15 protein-coding genes are annotated in these 19,483 nt (G+C 32.3%); 12 read left to right on the top strand and 3 right to left on the bottom strand.

All coding sequences use genetic code 4. The features are described 5' to 3' along the window. The 12 genes from gyrB to C4B25_RS01540 form a co-directional block, all read left to right on the top strand. Nucleotides 1-1,890, top strand: a 1,890-nt coding sequence (gene gyrB / locus C4B25_RS01485; RefSeq protein ID WP_131613298.1) for a DNA topoisomerase (ATP-hydrolyzing) subunit B, incomplete at its 5' end; no start/stop codon positions are given. Nucleotides 1,891-1,909: 19 nt separating this feature from the next. Then, complete coding sequence (locus C4B25_RS01490) at nt 1,910-2,554, top strand: hypothetical protein (RefSeq protein WP_131613299.1); 645 nt, start codon at nt 1,910-1,912, stop codon at nt 2,552-2,554. 24 nt (nt 2,555-2,578) lie between these two features. Then, entirely contained in the window at nt 2,579-3,166 is a 588-nt protein-coding gene (locus tag C4B25_RS01495) for a hypothetical protein (protein ID WP_131613300.1), read from the top strand. A gap of 11 nt (nt 3,167-3,177) precedes the next feature. Further along, complete coding sequence (gene gyrA / locus C4B25_RS01500; RefSeq protein ID WP_131613301.1) at nt 3,178-5,847, top strand: DNA gyrase subunit A; 2,670 nt, start codon at nt 3,178-3,180, stop codon at nt 5,845-5,847. 139 nt (nt 5,848-5,986) lie between these two features. Continuing rightward, a complete protein-coding gene (locus C4B25_RS01505; protein ID WP_168380668.1) occupies nt 5,987-6,577 on the top strand; it encodes a large conductance mechanosensitive channel protein MscL in 591 nt (196 codons plus the stop codon). A 79-nt stretch (nt 6,578-6,656) separates the two neighbouring features. Beyond that, the gene (gene serS / locus C4B25_RS01510) at nt 6,657-7,925 is read left to right on the top strand and encodes a serine--tRNA ligase (RefSeq protein ID WP_131613302.1); all 1,269 of its coding nucleotides are present in this window, start codon (nt 6,657-6,659) and stop codon (nt 7,923-7,925) included. A gap of 135 nt (nt 7,926-8,060) precedes the next feature. After that, nucleotides 8,061-9,167, top strand: coding sequence for an ABC transporter ATP-binding protein (locus C4B25_RS01515; RefSeq protein ID WP_131613303.1), 1,107 nt, complete (start codon nt 8,061-8,063; stop codon nt 9,165-9,167). After that, on the top strand, nt 9,167-10,570 hold the full coding sequence (locus C4B25_RS01520) for an ABC transporter permease (protein ID WP_131613304.1): 1,404 nt from the start codon (nt 9,167-9,169) through the stop codon (nt 10,568-10,570). The genes C4B25_RS01515 and C4B25_RS01520 overlap by 1 nt, the downstream gene beginning before the upstream one ends. 304 nt (nt 10,571-10,874) lie before the next feature. Continuing rightward, nucleotides 10,875-12,254: an ABC transporter permease gene (locus C4B25_RS01525; protein ID WP_131613305.1), complete on the top strand. Its 1,380-nt coding sequence runs from the start codon at nt 10,875-10,877 to the stop codon at nt 12,252-12,254. 11 nt (nt 12,255-12,265) lie between these two features. Continuing rightward, complete coding sequence (locus C4B25_RS01530; RefSeq protein WP_131613306.1) at nt 12,266-13,408, top strand: hypothetical protein; 1,143 nt, start codon at nt 12,266-12,268, stop codon at nt 13,406-13,408. A 13-nt stretch (nt 13,409-13,421) separates the two neighbouring features. Next, the gene (locus C4B25_RS01535; RefSeq protein WP_131613307.1) at nt 13,422-14,747 is read left to right on the top strand and encodes a hypothetical protein; all 1,326 of its coding nucleotides are present in this window, start codon (nt 13,422-13,424) and stop codon (nt 14,745-14,747) included. A gap of 260 nt (nt 14,748-15,007) precedes the next feature. Beyond that, nucleotides 15,008-17,536 carry a vitamin B12-dependent ribonucleotide reductase gene (locus C4B25_RS01540; protein WP_131613308.1) on the top strand — a complete coding sequence of 843 codons (2,529 nt, stop codon included), beginning with the start codon at nt 15,008-15,010 and terminating at the stop codon, nt 17,534-17,536. A 49-nt stretch (nt 17,537-17,585) separates the two neighbouring features. On the opposite strand, the gene C4B25_RS01545 is transcribed toward C4B25_RS01540, so the two are convergent. From C4B25_RS01545 to deoC, 3 genes are all read right to left on the bottom strand, one after another. Further along, entirely contained in the window at nt 17,586-18,248 is a 663-nt protein-coding gene (locus tag C4B25_RS01545; protein WP_131613309.1) for a PQ-loop domain-containing transporter, read from the bottom strand. Nucleotides 18,249-18,271: 23 nt separating this feature from the next. Continuing rightward, nucleotides 18,272-18,736, bottom strand: coding sequence for a dihydrofolate reductase (locus C4B25_RS01550; RefSeq protein ID WP_131613310.1), 465 nt, complete (start codon nt 18,734-18,736; stop codon nt 18,272-18,274). Nucleotides 18,737-18,816: 80 nt separating this feature from the next. Beyond that, nucleotides 18,817-19,482 carry a deoxyribose-phosphate aldolase gene (gene deoC / locus C4B25_RS01555; protein WP_131613311.1) on the bottom strand — a complete coding sequence of 222 codons (666 nt, stop codon included), beginning with the start codon at nt 19,480-19,482 and terminating at the stop codon, nt 18,817-18,819. Between the last annotated feature and the right edge of the window lies 1 nt (nt 19,483).

A 19,483-nucleotide genomic window follows, 5' to 3' on the forward strand; every position in this document is an offset into this window, starting at 1 on the left:
TATTCAGCAAGTAATATTCAGGTCTTAGAAGGTTTAGAAGCCGTTCGTAAAAGACCCGGAATGTACATTGGTTCCACAGGAAATAAAGGACTACATCACTTAGTATGAGAGATTGTCGATAACTCAATCGATGAAGCTATGGCTGGCTTCGCAACTCACGTTGAAATCAAAATTACAAAAGATGGCTCAGTTGAAGTCACAGATGATGGTCGTGGAATTCCTGTTGCTAAACACCCTAAGACAGGGAAATCAACAGTAGAAACAGTTTTAACAGTTCTACATGCTGGTGGGAAGTTCGACTCAGATACTTATAAAGTTTCTGGTGGACTGCATGGAGTTGGTGCTTCAGTAGTTAATGCGCTTTCAGATAAACTAGAAGTTTGAGTTTCAAGAGAAGGGAAAGTTTGATACCAAGAATACCTTAACGGAGGTAAACCACAAGGTGAGTTAACTCCAATTCAGGATACAGAAGAAACAGGGACAAGAATTAAATTTCACCCCGATAATGAGGTTATGGAAACTATCGAATTCCATTTCGATTTAATTAACGATAGAGCAAGACAAATTGCTTACCTAAACAAAGGCCTAAGAATCTCAGTAGAAGATGAGAGAACAGCTCAAAGAAAAGATTATCACTTTGAGGGTGGGATTATGCAATATGTTGAAGAGTTAAACAGATCAAAAGAAGTTCTTAACAAAGATGTTATTTATGCAGAAAATCAAGTTGATGGAATTGTTGTTGAAGTTGCAATGCAATACAACACAGGTTACCAATCAAATATTGTTTCTTATGCAAATAATATTGCAACTGTTGAACACGGTACACATGAGCAAGGGTTCTCAGATGCGCTTACACGTATCTTCAACCAATATGCTGGTGAAAATAAATTATTTAAAACAGAAAAAGAAAAATTAACACGTGATGATGTTAAAGAAGGTTTAACAGCAGTTATCTCAGTTAAACACCCGGACCCAATTTTTGAGGGTCAAACTAAGGGTAAACTTGGAAACACAGATGCTCGTAAAGCAACTAACAAATCACTTTCAAATTCTCTTGAAAGATTCTTAGCAGAGAATCCAGATCAAGCGAAAACAATCGTTGAAAAATCTCTTTTAGCTCAAAGAGCGAGATTTGCAGCGGCAAATGCTAGAGAAGCTACACGTAGAAAATCAGTATTTGACATTGCTTCACTTCCAGGTAAATTATCAGATTGTTCATCAAAAGATGCATCAAAATCAGAAATCTACATAGTCGAAGGGGATTCAGCTGGTGGTTCAGCTAAAATGGGTAGAGATAGAGAAACGCAAGCTATCTTACCTCTACGGGGTAAAGTTATTAATACTGAAAAAGCAAGAATTGACAAAGTGTTTGCCAACGAAGAAATTGGTTCATTAATTACTGCTTTAGGTACAGGTATCGGAGAAGAATTTGATTTAAACAAATTAAGATATCATAAAATCGTCATCATGACCGATGCCGATGTCGATGGAGCACACATTAGAACGCTACTATTGACATTCTTCTATAGATACTTAAGAAAACTAGTGGAGTATGGATTTGTGTATATTGCGCAACCACCTCTATATAAAATTTCTCATGGTAAAGTTGCAAGATATGCATATACTGATTCAGAGAAAGAAGCTTACTTAGCAACATTGGAAGAGTCTGTGCGTTATACAATACAACGTTACAAAGGACTTGGAGAGATGGACGCTGAACAACTATGAGATACAACTATGGATCCAGATCAAAGAAAGATGCTTCAAGTACAAGTATCTGACCTTGCAACTGCAGACCTTACATTCTCAACACTTATGGGTGATGACGTAGCACCTCGTCGTGATTTCATTAATGAAAACGCAAAATACGTTAAGAATATAGATTTATAGAAAAATAAAAGGAGATAAAATGAACGCAAAAACAAAATCAATTATTAATATTGTAGTTGCATCTTTAGCTGTTCTTGCATTTGTATTGTTCGTAATTACTATTGTTAAAACTTTAGGATTCCTAACTGACAATGCATTTGAAATGATGGTTAATAAAGATGGAACAATTAAAAAAGTTTCACCTGAAGCATGAAAACTAATTCATGATGGTGGGGTAATTAAAGGTGCTGACGCAACTTGAGCAGGATCTAAGACTGGTAGTGATGTTAAGGATGTAGCTGCATTCCAAACATGATTAGCCGATCACGTTGAAAGTATTGCTAAAGCTCTTAAAAAAGACAAGTTACAACCATATCAAATTGATGGACTTGTATTACAAAATAAAGAATATCAAGCAACAATCGGTGGTATTGAATTACTATTATTAGCATTTAAATCATCAACTGTATCAGCATTATTAAAAGTAACTTTCGCAGTTTCATTCATTACATGAATCGCAGGTATTGTTACATCAATTATTGTTAAAAAAGCAAGAAAAGAACTTGGAATCGTGAGTGGTGGAGCAAATGTTGTATTCGCTATTATAAGAGTAACTGGAATTCCATTCCTAATCACTTCAATTATGACTCATGTCGCAATTTCTAAAGCACTAAAAAATAAATAAAAGAATTTATTAAGGAGAGAAAAAGTGGCATATTATGAAAAAGTAAAAAAGCTTAGAGGACTAGCATTAACGCAAATGATTCTTGGTTTAATCAACTTTGTAATTTGAATTATTATGATTGTTGTTCTAATAGGAGTTTCTGCCGAGGCAAACTCAAAAGGGACACTAACAAAGACTGAAGCTGGAGGCACTGTATTATCGTTGGTATTTTTATACGGTATAGTAATTATCAATGGAATTGCAATGTTTATAATTTGAATAATTACAATGGTAAAGGCATTTTCACTTGAAAATAACAATATCATTGGCGGACCTACAAAGGATTTAACAGCTATCAAGGTTCTTTCAGTATTGAACGGAATGACACTAAACATCGGGCTATTTGTTGCGGTTAATAGTGAATTTCGTGCATTACAAGTTGCTGAAGAAACAAAGGTTAGCACTGTTGCCGAACCAAAAGCAGCACAACAAATAACTGAGAAAACTGAAGTTAAACTTGACGTTAAAGAAAAAATGAAAAAAATTGATGACCTCTTAGCAAAAGAAGTTATCTCAAAAGAAGAACACGCACACTTAAGAGCGGAAATATTAAAAGAAGAAATGAAAAAGTAAAGGAGACTTAAATGTTCATTAATGACGACGAAGAAGACAAAAAATACGAAGTTCATGAAGAAGAAGTAAAAACTGTCTTTGAAGATGATCAAGCAGAGTCTAAAGGTAAGAAGAAGAAAGAAGTTGTTGAAGTTACTTCTCAAGTAATTGAAGAAGCTACTGATTCACTGACACCAATATATATTTCTACAGAGATGAGAACATCATTCTTAGAATATGCAATGTCAGTTATTGTTTCTCGTGCATTGCCAGATGCTCGTGATGGTCTAAAACCAGTTCATAGACGTATTATTTATGCTATGTCTGAACTTGGTTTAGAATCTTCAAAACCTCACAAGAAATCAGCTCGTATTGTCGGGGAAGTTCTTGGTAAGTACCACCCACATGGTGATACTGCAGCATATGAAGCTATGGTTCGTATGGCACAAGATTTCTCAATGAGATATCCATTAGTTGATGGTCACGGTAACTTTGGTTCTGTTGACGGTGATTCAGCTGCTGCGATGAGATATACAGAAGCAAGAATGTCGAAGATATCTTCACTTCTTGTATCTGGAATTAAAAAAGATACTGTTAATTTCGTAGATAACTATGATGGTTCAGAAAGAGAACCGGAAGTATTACCTGCTAGATTCCCCAACTTACTAATTACAGGGGCAACAGGTATCGCTGTTGGTATGGCAACAAATATACCACCGCATAACCTTACTGAGGTTATAAATGGTGTTATTGCATTAGCTAGAAATTCAGAAATTACAATTGAAGAATTAAACGAGTATATTACAGGGCCTGACTTCCCTACTGCAGCTACAATTCTTGGGAATTCAGGAATTAAAAAAGCTTACAAAACAGGGAATGGTTCAATAACTATTCGTTCAGTTTCAAGAATAGAAGAAATGAAAAATGGTAAAGCAAGAATTATCTTCACTGAATTACCATTCATGGTTAATAAGGCAAGATTAATTGAAAAAATTGCACACCTTGTTAAAGACAAACATATTGAAGGTATTACTGATTTACGTGATGAATCTTCAAGAAAAGGAATTAGAGTTGTTGTTGAATTAAGAAGAGATGTAGTTCCTGAAGTAGTTTTAAATAAACTTTACAAACTTACACCACTTCAAACAAACTTCGGTATCAACATGCTTGCTCTTGTTAAAGGAGAACCAAAGGTTCTTAACCTTAAAATAGCATTAAGTACATACCTAGAACACCAAATTGAAGTTGTAACTAGAAGAACTCAATTCGAATTAGAAAAAGCAGAAGCTAGAGCTCACGTTCTTGAGGGTCTACAAATCGCTCTTGATAATATTGATGCAATCATTACTATGATTAGATCATCAAAAAATGATGCTGAAGCACAAGCTAAAATGATGGAAGGATTTAAACTTTCAGAAATTCAAGCAAAAGCTATTACTGATATGAGACTTGGACGTCTTACAGGTCTTGCTCGTGAAAAAATGCAAGCAGAACTTGATGAATTACACGAACAAATTGCTCATTACAACAATATCTTAAACAACCGTGAAGTTCTTATTGACTTAATTGTTGAAGAACTAACAGCTGTTAGAGATAAATTTGGTGATGATAGAAGAACAGAAATCCTGGAAGGTGCCTTTGGAAACATCGAGGATGAAGATCTTATTCCAAGAAAAGACATCGCTATTACAATGTCTTCAAGAGGTTATGTAAAACGTATTCCATTAGAAGAATACAAAGCACAAAATCGTGGTGGAGTTGGTACAAAATCAATGACAACATACGAAGATGATAATGTTGAATCGATTCTTGTCGCAACAACACACACCGACTTATTAATATTCTCTACAAAAGGTAAAGTTTATAGAATTAGAGCACACCAAATACCTGAACTTTCAAAACAAGCAAAAGGTATTCCATTCGTAAACATTATCGGTATTGATAAAAAAGAAAAAGTTGTTTCAATGCTTACATTAGATAACTATGATGAAGGACAATTCTTATTAACAGTTACAAAAAATGGTGTTGTTAAGAAAACTGATATCAAAGAATACGAAAGAATTAATAAAAACGGAAAAATCGCACTTGGACTTAAAGAAAATGATGAATTAGTTAAAGCAATGATTGTTAAAGATGATACAGAAATCATTATTGGAGCAGCACACGGTAAAGTTGTTAGATTCCCAGCTACTGAAGTTAGAAAAATGGGTAGAACAGCAAGTGGTGTTAAAGGTATTGATCTTTCTGGAGAATCAAAAACTGAAGTTGTTGGAGCATCATCATCACTTGAAGGAGATAAAATTCTTTCAATTGGTAAAGATGGATTCGGTAAAATGACTAACATTGAAGAATATAGAGCTACAAAACGTGGAGCTAAAGGTGTTAAATCAATTAACGTTTCAAAAGCTGGAAAACTCGTTTCATTACGTGTTGTAACTGGTGATGAAGATATGATGGTTGTTACTAAACAAGGGATCACAATTAGACTTGACCTTTCTCAAGTTGCAATCTCTTCAAGAGCAACTAAAGGTGTTAAAGTCATTAAATTAAATGATAAAAACACAATTAAGTCAATCGCTATTATTAAAACTAAAGAAATTGAAGAGCAAGTTGAGCAAGCAATCATCAAAACTCAAGAAATTTCATTAGCAGAACTTCAAAAAACAGAATTAAATAATAATTCAAATGAAGAAAATGAATAATATATTAAAACATCAACTATAAATGTTGGTGTTTTTTTTAATGCTGTTTAATACAATTATCGATAAAACTTTTAACTGTTAATACTATTTCATAGTATATTTTTATTCTTTTTATTCTTAAATGTTGTAAAATTACTTTATGTTTAAAAAATCATGAAAAGACGCTAAGAAAGTAGTATCAAAAGGTAATATGTTGATGTTAGCTATTGGTATGTTGATTGGTGCTGCATTTGGTGCGGTAGTTAAATCACTTGCCAACGATGTTATCATGCAAGCTATTGCCAAAGGTTTAGGTGCAGAAGGTGTTGCATACATGTCATATGGATCAACAAAATTTGCGAAAGTAACAGGATTACCTTTAAATGGTATTATGTATGGTAAATTCTTATCAGCATTACTAGCATTTGTAATTGTTGCATTTTTCATTCTTGTAGGACTAATGGTTGTTTACTTAATCATTAACTACAGACATAGAAATGATCCTGCTCCAGCTCCAACTGGTCCAACAGTAGACGAACAAATTCTAGAAGAACTTAAAAAACTAAACTCATCAAAAACTACTTCAAAAGAAAAAGAAGAAAAATCAGTAGAAGAAAAAGCTCCAGCTAAAAAGGTAACCAAAAAAGCTCCAGCTAAAAAAACTGCTACTAAAAAAACTGCTGCTAAAAAAGCTCCAGCCAAAAAAACTGCCGCTAAAAAGCCAGCTGCAAAGAAAACAACTAAAAAATAGTTGTTTGCATTATTATAATAAAACATCTTTTGGTGTTTTATTTTTTCATCCAAAAGTTAAAAGTATATATAATTTAAATATGTTAGATTTAAGAAAAATATTAGAAAACCCACAAGAGGTTAAAAACAAACTTGAAACAAGAGGTTTCGAGACTAAAAAAATAGACGAATTAGTTGAATTAGGAGAACAACGTTCAGAGTTAATGACGAAGCTTGAAACATTACAGGCTCAAAGAAATGCAACATCTAAAAAAATTGGTATTGCCAAAAGAAATAAAGAAGATGTTACCGCAATCATGGAAGAAGTTTCAAAGATTAAAAACGATATAGAAGCATTAGAAGATAAATCAAGAAATGTTAATCACTCTGTTGAAGAGTTGCTTCTTTCAATTCCAAACTTACCATCTGAGGATTCTCCAATCGGTTCTGACGAAGAACAGAACGAAATAATTGAAACATACCCAAACCTTGGTAGAGGTCAAGTTGTTGGTGTTAAACCTCACTATGAAATTGCTGAAGATTTGGATTTAGTTGATTTTGAAAGAGCTGTTAAAATTTCTGGAACTAGATTCGTGGCGTATAAAGGATATGGAGCAAGACTTGTTAGAGCTCTTAAAGACTTTATGCTTGATACACATACAGAAAAGAATGGTTATACAGAATTTGTTCCGCCAGTAATTGTTAATACAAAATCTTTATTAGGTACAGGGCAACTTCCAAAATTTTCTGAAGATCTATTTAAAATCGATAAAGAAGATAAATGATTAATCCCTACAGCTGAGGTTCCTTTAACTAATATTTATTCAGGTGAAATAATTAATTTAGAAAAACCAAAAGCAGTAACGGCATATACTTTATGTTTCCGTTCTGAAGCTGGATCAACAGGTAGAGATACTAGAGGATTGATTAGAATGCATCAATTTAATAAGGTTGAACTTGTTAAGTTTGTTAAACCTCAGGATGAAGAAAAAGAATTTGAAAAACTTCTTAATGATGCGGAAGGTATTCTAAAGGCTCTTGAATTGCCTTATCAAACACTATCATTATGTACAGGAGATATTGGTTTCTCAGCAAAGAGAACAATTGATTTAGAGGTGTGAATGCCTTCTGAAAATAAATATAGAGAAATCTCTTCAGTGTCAAACTTTGGTGATTACCAAGCTCGTAGAGCGATGATTAGATATAAAGATGAAAATAATAAAACTAAATATGCATCTACATTAAATGGTTCAGGAATTGCGATAGACAGATGTATCGCTGCTATTTTAGAGAATTATCAAAACGAAGATGGTTCAATAACCGTTCCAAATGTTCTTCAAAAATATATGGGAATTGAATTAATTAAATAATAACCAAGGAGGTCACTGTGCCTTCTTTTTTGGTTTATGAGATATAATAAAAACAGATTTAAAACAAATTATTAATACAAAGATAAAGTAAAAAATGTATGAGAGAATTTTTTCTTTGTATGGAAAGTGGTAAAAATGGCCAGAAAAGAAGAATTAGAAGCTATTAAAAGAGAACTTGGTTTACCGACTGAAAAAAGCCCTAAAACAACTCTTTCAACAGCACAACCAGAAAAAAGAGAATCAAAAGCAGATGAAGAGGTTCAAAAAAAGAACCCTAATATTGATTACTCTAAACCTTCTTTAGAAGTTAAAGGATTCACAAAAAGATATAAAGGTTCTAAAATACCTGCGGTTGAAAATGTTGAATTCCAAGTTATGCCTGGAGAATTCCATGGTTTTATCGGTGCCAATGGTGCGGGTAAAACAACAACAATTAAATCATTGATTGGTGCATATGCTAAATTCGAAGGTTCAGTAAAAATGTTTGGGCACAAACATACAACATTAGAAGCTAAAAGACATATTGGATATATTCCTGAAGCAGCAAAATTCCCTAAAGGAATGTCAACATTGAGTTACATTACATTCATGTCATACCTTTCAGGAATGTCAATGAGTAATGCGAAGAAATATGCAAAAGAGAAGTTAATAGAACTTGGTTTAGAGAAAGTTATGAAACGTTCTCCAAATACATTCTCATCAGGTCAAAAGAAAAAGGTTCTTCTTGCACAAGCACTTGTTCATAATCCAGATATTATCATTATGGATGAGCCTGCAGCAAACCTTGACCCTAAAGCTAGATTTGAATTTTTCCAAGATTTAAAAAAATTACAACATCAAGGTAAATCAATTTTCATTTCCTCACATATTTTGGCGGAATTAGATAAATTTGTTGATTCATTAACAATTGTTGATGGAGGTAGGATTGTATTTACTGGTTCTATGAAACAAGCTACTGAAAATCCAGATCTTGAATACTTTATAAAAGGTAATACTAAAAAAGATGACAAAATCATTATTGCGGTTGCTGAGAAATTGGGAATCAACTATAAAGAAGAAGATGGTGGATTCATTTTCCAAATGATTGAAAGAAAAAACATCATTAAAGTTATGGAATACTTTGCGAAGGCAAAACTAGTTGTTGACACATTCAAGAATAGGAAAATGTCATTGGAAGAAGTTTATAAGAAGTATGTACTACTTGGTTCAAGAGAAACTGGTACTGGAAAGGTGGGTAAATAATGTTTAAATACATGAGATTACAACTATTTTTAGTAAGTAAAAAGATTTCTACATATATCGTTCCCGTTGTATTTGCAGTTGCATTCTTCCTAATGATGGGTATCCCTATTATCATTGCTAAATCGGAAGGTGCGACAAGTGCATTGGTTGGTTCATCACTACTTAATAATCCACTTATGCTTATGCTTCCATTTATTATCTCAGCACTGTTTGTTGCTATCAAAGCATTAAACATTTTCAAAGATTCGGAAGAAGATGGTACAGAATTATTGATTGTTTCAAAACCAATCACTAGATTAAGAATAGTTCTTGGGAAATTCGCATCATTATATACATTGATATTCTTATTCTCAATATTCGCTTTTGTTATTGTTGCATTAATTTCATTAATTGATTCAAACGCTACTTCAGTTCAAAGATTTGAATATGCAGCATCAATTGCTTTTGGTACATTTATAATCCAAGTATTGTTATCATCTATTATTGTATTCTTTGCTTCCGTATTAGGGAAGATAGGAACAATGACACTTTCAATATTAATACCCCTAATACTTTCTATAACATCAGTAGTTCTTATACCACTTTCAGGAGCTACATTGAGTTCCGGTGGTGGTGAATATACTTATGAATATGTAAAACAGGATAAATCAGGTAACTTTAAAGTTGAAAAGATGTATGGTTACAGAAAAGATCGTGATTACAGTCAAGATCGTATAGATAAGCACGAAAAAACATGATATAAATCTGCTGCTTATTTCGATGTTTGAACTCAACTATCTTCATTTTATTCAATTTTCCACACTGGTGAACTTTCACCGAACAGTTTATCAAATTGAAGAAGAACAGATAAAGTACAAAAAATTTCTGAATTAGTAGATCCTCATACAATTTATAAAGATGCTGCTACAGGAAATATATATCAATTAACTTTCTTAGAAAAAGGTTATACTACAACACCAGCAGAAAACTTAAAATCATTAAATTATGCAAAAGATATATACCCTCTTGTTTCTAAAGATGTAGCTCAAAAGCTTGATTCTTTAACAGCACCACTAAACGATGATTATGTCTTACCAGAAATTACACAAATTATTAATCAAAGTAATCATGGTCACAAAATTGCATCAGCCGAAGCTAGAATAGTTTCAATGTATGTGTTAATGAATTTACTTAATGAACACAAACTTAAAAATAGCTTAAGTGAAATAGTTCAAAGTGGTAATCTTCGTTCTATAAATTCAGGTTTCATTACAAATATTTATGATAAAGAACATGATGAATATGTAATCATTGAAGGGAAACACTATATCCCTAAAGCTCTATTATATTTCTTATGAATTGCTATCACACTTGGTGTAGGTGGATTGGTAATGCTTAGATATATAAGACGTGATTTCAAATAATAAAATATAACAACTAAGGTTGTTATTTTTTTTACAAACTTTTTAAATGGTATATTTATCTATCTAATGTTAAAAGCGAAGTATCTTTATAGGTATTTGTGTCATAATTTATAAGCACAACTAAATACAAATTAAATGTACAAGGAATGACTAAGTCAGCTGTCCTAGCAACCGTAAAGCCGGAAAACTTATTTAATAAAAATCAAGAACTTTACTATGGATGAGGTTGACGACTTCTTTTTAATAATAGAATCCCGCCAACACTCTTTTTGTAGGGTGTTGTGCTTTTTTATGAAAGGAAACAATGATTAAAAACTATAGGTATTTATTATTTGTTACTACCAAGAAATGAACGACATATTTATTTCCTTTGGTTTTTTTGGTTGTTTTTACAATTCTAATATCGATCAAAGCAAATGCGAATGATACTGATAACGGTATATTATGAAGACTCGGATTCTACTACTATATGATTCCATTTGCTTGTTCTATTATCTTTTCAACCTTAAAGGCATTAAATATTTTTAAAGAAGGAGAAGAAAATAACACTGAATTAATCTTGGTAGCAAAACCATTTAAGAGGTGGCAAATTATCACTTCTAAATTTTTGGTTTTATACAGCTTATTCGCTTTATATAGTTTAATTGTCTTTTTGTGGATATTAATGATTTCGTTTGTTGATAAACCAACAACGATTTTAGAAAAAATAAAATTTGCTGCATCACTATCTGTGGGTGGAATGATAATTATGTTCCTAACTTCTTCAATAGTGGTTTTACTAGCTCAATTATTAAGTTCCATAACAACTTTATTGGTGATGGGGATATTAGTAGTGAGTCCGCTTGCAACATCTGCGATTGCACCAATTACTCATGCACAACACTTGAAGTTTGTTGGGACTCCACACTATATGGTTAACAATGAGAATGTAAATACCTCCCACGTTAAAGGAGAACAAATGTTTTTCTTTAATCCTAGTGGAATTAAAACAAGTGAAAGTCTTGATCGCTCTCTTTATAAAAGAATGAAGGGGGAATATGATCTTCACAAGAAAAGTCTTTATAAATATGTGGCATACATTGATGTATATGAACAATTAAGTGGGTTTTTAAGCATTTTTCAAGATAGGCAATGAAATTATGAGTCTATTGGAAAATGACACGAAGGAACACGTACTGTGCATTCAAATTATCAATTTGATATCAATGGCTGAAAATACATTTATATGTATTGGAATGATTCTAAATTTAATGAGTTAACTGCAAGTGAGGTAAAGCGTGTTGCACAAGAGGCGTCTGCTTATATTGTTACTCACAAAAATGAATCAAAATGGCAACAATTCTTACAACAAGATTTTCTAAAAAGAACTGAGTCCAAAGCATGAAAACAAATGACAAATTCATTGTTAAAAAGTGATAAAGAACACTTTGATAAAAATTCGTTGCAACTAGCTATGTTGATGGCGGAGAAAGAGAATAAAAGATTTAAACAAATAATAACTCAACCAACTAAGATACAAGACCTAATGTATATTAGAGGAATACTTGCTGATGGTGGTAAAATTCCGGTTTACATACCTCAAAAATATATATCGAAAACAAATGTGTTGATATTTTGAGGAATGTTAATGATAATTCTTGGCGCTGTAGTTGTAGTTGTTTATTACAAAAGAGATTTCAAATAAAAGGAGAAAAAATGAAAACACTTAAAAAAACCATGGCAACATTAGGAACTGTAGCGGTAGTTTCTATACCTGTTGTTGCAGCAATATCGTGTGGAGCATCAAAAGATGCAGATGATGTAGATATAACAAAATCAATATCATTTATGAAGAATGGTATGTTTGTTGATTCAAATGAATACACACCAATTAAAGAAGAAAGCTCAATTACACTTGAAGATTTTTTGAAAGAAAATAGAAAAATTAAAAAGGGTGAAAAGATAAAAGTGAAGGATGATCGTGTCGTATTAGCCGATGCTTATTATTCTGGTAAAGTGCAAGACATATCTAAGATTTATAAAGATACATCTTCTGATGCATATCAAAATATGGTTAAAAGTCAAACGTTATCAGAATTCAAGTATATTAATGGCTCAGCAATATTACCAAGAATGAAGGGTGGATGAGGAGCTAATAGACCCGTTATTGAAATGGGGGAAAACGATTCTTTAATTTATATATTTGATGACGATGATAACGATGGAAGAAGTCTCAAAGAATTTAAGAAACAGATCATGTTTGAAGACACATCGGTTTCGATGGCTCCGAAAATTACGGAGTTAAACAAAATCATTGGATTGAAAAAAGGTCAATGAGGATACAACAGAGTTCCTTTTATAGGGAATTTAAATAAAGGGGTTTTAACTTCGTATTTTGGATCACAAAACAATCATGTTGACAAGACAAAAAAAGATGACAGAACAACGGAAACCTTTGAACATATGAGAACAAGACTATCAGCAATCTTCCCAAAAATTGTAGTTGATAGAATTATTGAATATTATAAAACAGCAAGTAGAGATTTCAAACCTACAGAAGTGCCTTTTGGTTTCATTAAATATGAAGTGATTGGTCCAAACGCTATTAAAGTAGATTTTTCAAAACGACCTAATGTTACAGCAGCTCATATAGGTAAGATTTCTGAAGATGGAAAACATCATGAATGAGATGCTGAATTATCAGTAGGTGAAGCAAGTGAATGAGCAGCTTATAACAAAAAAGAAGCTTCTGTTAAAATGGTGAAGTCAACGCAAGTTGGTTTTGAAAATGGAAAAAAAGTTGAAAAGGTTGTTGAACAACCAAATAATGCAAAATATTTAATTATCGGAAAACATTAAGAGGTAATGAAAAATGACAACATCTATAAAAGAAAAAATATTTGGAAGTAGGATAACACCTGCAAGAGTAGCAATCCTTGGGATGTTACTCGCTTTGTTAGTCACTTTCAAATTTATCCTAGGATTTGTACCTGGGGTTGAGATTGTATCTTTCACTTTTATATTTGTTGCATTATTTTTACCTTTAATTGATTTGGTATTATTGGTATCAGCATTCAATTTGTTGATGTTAGCAATTTATGGTTTTGGTACCTGGTGATTTGGTTATTGACCGATTTTCTTCATAGATATATTGGTATCATTCTCCTTGAAGAGGGTATCTAAGAATATATTCTTCTTTGCATTCCTTTGTTTTCTTGGAGGAATTAATGTCGGATTCTGATATTTCATGATGGACCTTGCATTTTATGATTCAACATACGCAACATTAAATTTGATAACTGCAATACCAATTAATTTAGCGGAAGCGTTCACGTCGATGTTTATGGCGATACTATTTGGTCGAGCATTATCACGAGTGTTTCAAGCAAATTACCACAAGTTTTGACAAAGCGAGAAAATATTTGAATTCAAACCAATCAATAATAAAGTTTTGGGATATATTATTTCTTCAATACTTGTAATTGGTTCATTGTCAGGTGTGGGATTACTGCTTGCATATAATTCTAAATTTTTGGATTGACGCCAACAAAAACAATCAAATAGTAATTTACTGCCAAATAACTATAAAAGAGATGAAAGATTAATTTCAACTCAAGATTATAATGATATCTATAAAAAATTGAACCAAGGTGACAACGCTGTTGTTTTGGTTGTTGGGAAAAGGCATTGAACATTTATAGCAAGGAATTCTGAAAATGATACCCTTAAAAGCGAATTATCTAATAATGAATTTTATATAGCTTATATGAAACACCCCGATAAAAATCTTGGCGTCTTCTTGAAACAAGCATTCTTAAGAAAGACTGATCAACAAATATCACCAAATAACTCTTCGGGAACCCCAGGAAGTGTCACTGACTTCGATGCATCTCCTTTTGTTTATGTGAACGGAAATCTTTCTCCTGTCGGTGTGGCATCATTGAAATTAAGATCAAAAGATATCGTCGAACTTTCTTACAATGATTTTGGTGGTAAATTTAATTCAAGGAGTTCCACTTCCGTGGTGGGAACTTACTATAAAAATAAATCATTCCAAGAAAACAAGGAAAAAAATGAAATTTGAATCCCGATTACAGCTAGTCTTGGTGTATTTGCCATTATATTAATTGTAATTTGAACACCCAATATCATTAAGAAAATTAAAGGTGAAAAAAATATCTCTGAAAAAAATAATTAATATATTTTTTATGAAATTTTTAACCAAAAAGTGCTTTTTATGACCTATAAAAACCCTTAATTTATACTTATAAAGATAACATTGCTTAATGTTATTTTTATATCTCATTTTTCTTATTTTAAAAGTATTAAAATTATAAAGAACACATAAAACGGCCAAAGTGCTTTTTTACTTGAAATAGCACAAAAAAATGCAGTTTTTTAGTAATAAAATGTGTAAAATATCACGAAAATAAGATATTAAATAAAGAAAGAGAGAATATGAGATATACAAAAGAACATATACAACAATTAAATGCACAAATTAGGGAGTTTTTCCCACACGTTACACCAATAACTGAAACAATGGTTATTGAAAGAGAATCAGTATCTAGAATGGTTATGATTGATAGATACGCACAAAAGGATTTAAAACTAATTTCACTGTCTGAAGGTGATTTAGTAATCGCTAAAATAAAACCAGATCCTAAATTCCCTACATTAGGTACAGGATTTGTGCAAAAAATAAATCAAGCTAAAAAAACAGTAACTATTAGAATAGAGGAAGAATACATAGCTCAAATCTCAGAAGAGTTGCATCCAACAAAAGATGGTGTTATTACAATACCAATGGGTTCAATTAATAAGCCACTAGAAATTTTCTATGAACAAATTGCTAGCCGTGTTGGTTCTGCATTAGCAAAATCAGAGAATGATCAAGCATGAGGAACAAAATTTGCTCATGAAATCAAAGAAGGAAATATTGTTCCTGCTGGTCGTGTGCTATATGGAGCAGGTTCAAATTCAAAAGTAACTTACTTTAACTGTTATGTTATGCCAATGCCACAAGATTCAAGAGAAGGTATCTCTGAACACCGTAAAGAAGTTATGGAGATTATGTCTCGTGGTGGTGGTGTTGGTACAAATGGTTCAACATTAAGACCTAAGGATGCTGTAGCTATTTCTGTAGGGGGCAAATCATCTGGTTCTGTTTCATGACTAAATGATTTAGCATCACTAACTGACTTGGTACAACAAGGTGGTTCAAGACGTGGAGCACAAATGATTATGCTTGCATCATGACACCCAGACATTCTTGAATTTATTATTTCAAAAATGCAAAAACCATCAGTTCTTAACTTTATTAAGGAAAAATTTACAAATCCAATGATCAAAGAACTGGCTGCTAATAAATTGAAATTTAGACCACTTTCAGAAGAAAGAAGACAAATTCTAGAAGCTGTTGTTGAATGTTCTTCATCAGTTAAACCAGAAGTTCTTAAAAATGCAAAAGCTAAATTGGATGCCGGAGGAGAATATGAAGTTGTTTGACCAGAATTCCTAACAGGAGCTAATATTTCAGTTGCTATTTCAGATGACTTTATGGCTGCCGTTAAAAATGATGAAGACTATAACTTAAGATTCCCTGATTTAGAATCTCTTACAAAAGAACAAAAAGAATTCTATGATGCTCATTGACATGAAATTGGTGATGTTAACGAATGAGAAAAAATGGGTTATCCAGTTAAAATTTACAACACAATTAAAGCCAAAGAACTTTGAGATCTTATTAACTTCTGTGCAACATATTCCGCAGAACCTGGTGTATTCTTCTTAGACGTTGCTAATAAAATGACTAACGCAACTTCTTATGACCAAAAAGTTGTTTGTACAAACCCTTGTGGTGAACAACCACTTGCACCATATTCAGTGTGTAACCTTGCAGCTATTAACTTAGCAAACTTCATCACACATGATAGAGAAGGTAAAATTTTATGAGAAGAACTAGATAAGACAGTTGCCAGAATGGCTAGAATGCAAGATAATGTTATCGATGAAACTCCATACTTCCTTGCAGCTAACGAAAGACAAGCTAAAGGCGAAAGACGTGTTGGTATGGGTGTAATGGGTCTACATGATTTCCTAATTTGAGCAGGATTAAAATATGGTTCAGAAGAGGGAAATGATTTAGTGGATAAATTATTCGAAAGAATTGCAAGAGTCGCTTATACAACTTCTGCGAAATTAGCTGAAGAAAAAGGTGCATTCCCATTCTTGAAAGATGTTGAAAAATTAATGAACACAGGTTATGTTAAAAAATTACCTGAAGACATCAGGGAACAAATTAGAAAATCTGGCGGATTACGTAATTCACACATGTTAACAATCGCTCCAACAGGTTCAACAGGAACTATGATGGGTGTGTCAACTGGTCTAGAACCATACTTTGCATTTAAATACTATCGTTCAGGAAGATTAGGTAAATTCATGGAAGTGGATCAACAAATTGTTGCTGAATGAAAGAAAGTGTTTGATTATCCAGAAGGTAAAGAGTTACCAGAAATATTTGTTTCAGCAATGGAACTTTCACCTGAAGCTCACGCAGATGTTCAAGCAATAATTCAACGTTGAGTAGATTCTTCAATATCAAAAACTGTTAACGCTCCAAAAGGATATACTGTTAAACAAGTTGAGAAGATTTATACAAGATTGTATGAAAAAGGTGCAAAAGGTGGAACTGTTTATGTTGATGGATCAAGAGATTCGCAAGTTCTTTCATTAACTAATGATGATGACGAAACAGAAACACAAAACGTTGAAGAAATCAGAGTGTTGCAAACAGAAACATCTCAACGTGATGTGCAACAAATTAGTGAGAAACACGCTGATATCCCAGGAAACAAATTAGATAAGAACCTTGGAACAAAACCAGGAGATACTTGTCCTGTATGTAAAGAGGGAACTGTTGAAGATCTTGGTGGATGTAATTCATGTACTAACTGTGGTGCACAACTTAAATGTGGACTTTAAAAACATACGCATGTATGTTTTTTTTATTTTGAATATATAAAAAGTTGCATTAGGCTGCAACTTTTTCTTTTTTACCTTTATACATTAATATCAATATTGTTTGTGAAAGGTAAATAACTATACCTAAGAACGATAATAAACAAGGTATTATTCATTGACCAATTGAAGCGGATTGACTTAGCATTCCTCAATAAAGTGTTCAAAGCCCATTGATAACTGTTCCAAGGATGAAAGAACCTAAAGAAAGGTTATCAACATCTTTTTCTTTGAAAGTCTTTAACACTTGTGGGAAGAAAGCGAATGTAGTACAACAACCAGCTAATAATGAGAAGAGTATTGATGCTACGTCACTTATGTGTCAATGTTCAACTTCTCCAATTGTAAATATAGTAATAGTTAGAACTACATAAGAATAATTAATCAATGCCACAACTTTTCACTTAGGGTTATTTTTATACTTGAATAAAAGTGTTATTAAAGTTGCAAATATAGTTAATGAACAAGCATTCGCAATACCAGGTTGTAGTCCGTCATTACCAAGCGTTCCTGAGAACATGACTCACATACCTGCACCAAGCCCAAAAATAAACATTGAATAAAAATTAACTCCAGAAACTTCTTTAACTTTTATGGTTTTTATTAATTGGGGAATCCCTAAACCAACAGTTAACACGGCTGCAACTCAGCCTAGTGTTATTATAAAAATATGCATATTATCTCCCTTTTATTTGTGAATTATAATTTTCTATAAGTCACTACATCAAAATTATCATGTGTAACTACACCTTCTTTAGAATAGTTACTTGGCTTTATGTCTAAATACACGTTTCCAGTATAAACTCCTCAAATATATGAAATGATTCATTCATCAGCATACTCCGCATATTTCTCATATACAGACTTACCACCTGCAATAAATAAAATTTCTTCAGAATCTTTGTATTTAGCAAATAATTCCATTAGTTCTTCATTGTTATGAATCATTTCATCGGCACCCTCAACCACATTTGAAGATAAAACATAATGTTTTCTTCCTGGTAATTTCTTTGGTAATCCTAAAAAAGTATTTTTACCAAAAAGTAATGCATGACCCATTGTAGTTTCCTTGAAATGTTTAAATTCCGCGGGTATTTTTCAAGGTAATTTATTTCCATTACCTATTAGTCTTTCGCCCGTCATTGCTACTATTAACTTAATCATAGTACCTCTTTTCTTTTGTAACCTTATTATAAATAAAAAAAGATACATAAGTATCTTTATTAATTAAATGTTATGAGTAATTAATATTCCCCATCTTTTGTTTTTTCACCTGAAATCAATTTAACACCTGATGAAGTACCGATACGTGAAGCACCGATTGTAATCATTTCATCTAAATCTGCAGGAGTTTTAACACCACCAGCTGCTTTAATTAAGATTTTATCTCCTACAACTTCTTTCATTAATTTAACATCTTCTGGTGTTGCACCATGGTATGAGAAACCTGTTGAAGTTTTAACAAATTCAGCTCCTGAATTCATAGTGATTTCAGTCGCTTTAATTTTTTCTTCTTTTGTAAGAAGTGCTGTTTCGATAATTACTTTAAGAACGTGATTTCCGATTGCTTTTTTAATGTCTTTAATTTCATTTAAAACGTAATCAAATTGTCCTTCTTTTAATCTTCCGATATTGATAACCATATCAATTTCATCTGCACCGTGATCAACAGCTAATTTAGCTTCAAAAACTTTAGCTTGTGTAGCCATAGCTCCAAGAGGGAAACCGATTACTGAAGTAATTCCGATTTCTGTATCTTTTAGTTTTGCTTTTGCGTATTTTACTCATGAAGAGTTAACACACACTGTTTTAAATCCGTGTTCAATTGCTTCTTCGATTAATTTATCGATGTTTTTTGATGTACCTTCAGCTTTTAAATAAGTGTGGTCAATGTATTTTGCGTAGTTCATT

The organism is Mycoplasma todarodis (genome assembly GCF_004335995.1).
In the GTDB taxonomy this organism is placed as follows: Bacteria; Bacillota_I; Bacilli_A; order Mycoplasmatales; family Metamycoplasmataceae; genus Mycoplasma_K; species Mycoplasma_K todarodis.